Source organism: Aquabacterium sp. (genome assembly GCF_004297345.1).
Lineage (GTDB): Bacteria > Pseudomonadota > Gammaproteobacteria > Burkholderiales > Burkholderiaceae_C > Aquabacterium.
On sequence record NZ_SCTN01000176.1, the window covers coordinates 1 to 2,751 of the forward strand.

Sequence of the window (2,751 nt, forward strand, 5' to 3'; positions counted from 1 at the left end):
TCGGTGGCACCCATCGCAGCAATGTCTTCTGCGGTGATCACGGTGGCAACGGCGGGCGCTCTGGTCAAGGGTTGGCGGGAGCCCGTGGCGATGCTCACGAAAGGCTGATCGCCGTAAACCTGAGACAGGTCTTCCTCGGTCGATTGGGCCCGCACGGGATGACTCCAGGTCAACCCGCATGTCAGCGTGACAAGCGCTAGAGCAATGCGGTTGAACGCAAAGCGGTGGACAGTCCCATGGCGCAGATGTGGGGGCATGTTGCCTCAGCTTTCATGTCATTGGGCCTTGAGGGCCAAGACTTCTGAGGGACTCACGTACAACTCAGGAGTCAGTTCTATTTGCGCGCCCTGCGCAGCGAGCAGTGCGCAGGAAATATACCTCCTCCCCCGTTCTTCGGACAAGGTGTGGTGTGGATGCCGCGCCGCTTGATCGCATCGGTTTGGAGAAACACCACGCGGTGAAACCTACTCAAGTTGGCTTGCCTTGAGTCGAAAGGAATCGATGGCCGGGTGCTTCGGCCATGTGAGCCGTCTCGACGCGCTACCCCTGGCAGGTTGCGGGCCTGACGGTTTCTTCATCAACCGTGGATCGAGGACATGACATGAACATGAAGCAATGGATGGGTCTTGCTGCGACTGCCCTGGCGATTCAGCCTGCAATGGCTGACACGCCTTCTACCAGTCCGTCTCGTTTGCCGCTGCTGATCATTGGTGCGTCCTATGCGGAGGGCAAAACGCCCTTCAACAACGGCGTGGCACCCTTGGGTGGTATATCGGTGGGTCTGGGTAGTTATTTGAGCGTGGGACAAGCCCTGACAAGAAATCCGCTCTTGCCGGGATATGTGATCAACGAGGGCCAGGCGGGTGCCACGACTTTTGGTCGGAGCAATTGCGCGCCAGGAGCCAGTACCTGTGGGCCCGCCACATGGGATGGTTACGCCGTTCAGTTGCAAAAAGCCTTGGCGCGCGTGGCGGTTCCTCCCAACTTCACGACCTATAACGCCAAGTACGTGTTGATCATGCCGCCCAATGACTGCCTTCACGCTGATGCCTTTGGCGTGCCGCAAGCTACGACGCAGCCTTGTTCAGCCGCTCAGATCAATCAGGTGGCCGATCGCCTGATCGCCGTGGGCAATCAGGCTCACGCGGCAGGTTTGACGCCCATCTACGGGGCCATGCCGACCTATAAACAACTCGACCTGCCCCTGTTTCGCAATCTGTATGGGTTGGCCTGGGTTATCGGTGAGGCAGATTACGGCGCCATGCGCGCAATCACGAGCGCCCGCATTCGTTCGGAAGTACCTGGGGCCATCGTGCTGGACATCTGGAAAGACTTTGCGCACATCGGTGATGGCATTCACCCCACGCCAGAGACAGCCCGCAGGGCGGCCCACATCATCGCCCAATCGCTGTTGATGATGGATCGCGTTCGCTGAGGCGAGGCAAGCCCTCAGGCCTCAGGCGCGTTGACCTCGTGCGCGAATGGCGCCCACTGTGAGCAGGCCCGCTACGGCCAGTCCGATCATGTCGGGTTCTGGCACGCTGGTCGTGTTCACGGTGAAGCTGAACTTGCGGGTGCGCAATGGGTCGTCATAGGAGGGCGCATACGAGAACTCGTATGCGCCGACGGCTGATGTGATGTGTTGCAGTGCCGGGGCTTGGTCAGCGTGCTGGAATAGTTCGTCCGTGTTGCTGGTGTAGGTCACGGTGAAGTGCTGGTAGCCCATCTCGCCGTGCGAGAACGCGGCTGACGTATCCAGGGTCAGGCGGCTGCTGCCATCGGCCAGCAGGCTGCGTGTGATGGTTGCGCCCGCTGGTGCACCAATCGAGCCTGATTGCCTGGATTCTCCAGCCAACTGCCAGTCGATCAGGCCCCATTCTCCATAGTAGAGATCGGCTTCTTCTTTTTGCAGTACGTCGGACTCGCCGGGCGCTGCACTGTAGGTCTGGGTCATGGCGACCTGGTCCAGGTCGATACGCAGTGTGCCGTCGATGGGGCCGTTGATGTCGCCCGTAGCGCTTGCCTTCAAAAGGTAGTTGTGTGGCGCGGCCTGAGCGCCAACCATTGAACCAGTCAGGATCAGCGTAGCCAGAATGTTGCGGCTTGATGAATGCATGAACAAACTCCGTGGTTTCATGTATTTTGCAATACGCAAAACGCATCAATCGTAAGCATCCTTCCGAGGTGGTTGCTGAATGTGTCCTGGGGGCGCGTTGGCAGCGATGTCAGGTGCCGCATTGATCCGGTTTGGGGGTGCGGGCCACGACCCAGGCTGACACGCTGCGTGCGCCGGCCTCCAGCAAGGCGTGTGCACAGGCATCCAGCGTCGCGCCCGTCGTCATCACGTCGTCGATGATGGCAACATGGCTGCCATCTATGATTGACTGCGCTGGTGCCGACACGTCAAACGCATCGCGGATCTGCAGGGCGCGTTCTTCTGCAGACAGGCTCATAAGGCGCTGTGTGTGCTGCCGTCGGGTCAAGACATCAAAGCGAGCCGGGATGGCAAGTTGCCGCTCCAGGTGTCTGGCCAAAAGCCAGGATTGGTTGTATCCCCGTTCAGACATGCGTTGTCGCGAAAGCGGAACGGGCAGCATCAGATCGACGCTGGCTCGGCGTTGGTGGATGCGTTCAGCCAGCATGGTCGCCAAGGGGCGGGCCAGCGCTGTAGCACCGTGAAATTTCAGCTTTGATATCAGGCCAGGCCAAGGGCCGTCATAGTCAACGGCGGCAATGGTGCGATCAAACTCG

At 59.8% G+C, this 2,751-nt stretch carries 3 protein-coding genes and 1 pseudogene; 1 reads left to right on the forward strand and 3 read right to left on the reverse strand.

Going from position 1 to position 2,751, the window contains the following annotated elements; all coding sequences use genetic code 11:
- Positions 1-257, reverse strand: a pseudogene (locus tag EPO09_RS05945) (hypothetical protein); the annotation flags it as partial.
- Positions 258-601: 344 nt separating this feature from the next.
- Between EPO09_RS05945 and EPO09_RS05950 the strand changes: the two are divergent.
- On the forward strand, positions 602-1,435 hold the full coding sequence (locus EPO09_RS05950; RefSeq protein WP_290641169.1) for a hypothetical protein: 834 nt from the start codon (positions 602-604) through the stop codon (positions 1,433-1,435).
- Between the two features lie 21 nt (positions 1,436-1,456).
- Here EPO09_RS05950 and EPO09_RS05955 read toward each other — a convergent pair whose 3' ends face one another.
- Together EPO09_RS05955 and EPO09_RS05960 are read right to left on the reverse strand one after the other, a co-directional pair.
- Positions 1,457-2,116: a hypothetical protein gene (locus EPO09_RS05955; protein ID WP_290641171.1), complete on the reverse strand. Its 660-nt coding sequence runs from the start codon at positions 2,114-2,116 to the stop codon at positions 1,457-1,459.
- A 109-nt stretch (positions 2,117-2,225) separates the two neighbouring features.
- The coding region (locus tag EPO09_RS05960) for a ComF family protein (protein WP_290641173.1) at positions 2,226-2,751 on the reverse strand (526 nt) is incomplete at its 5' end.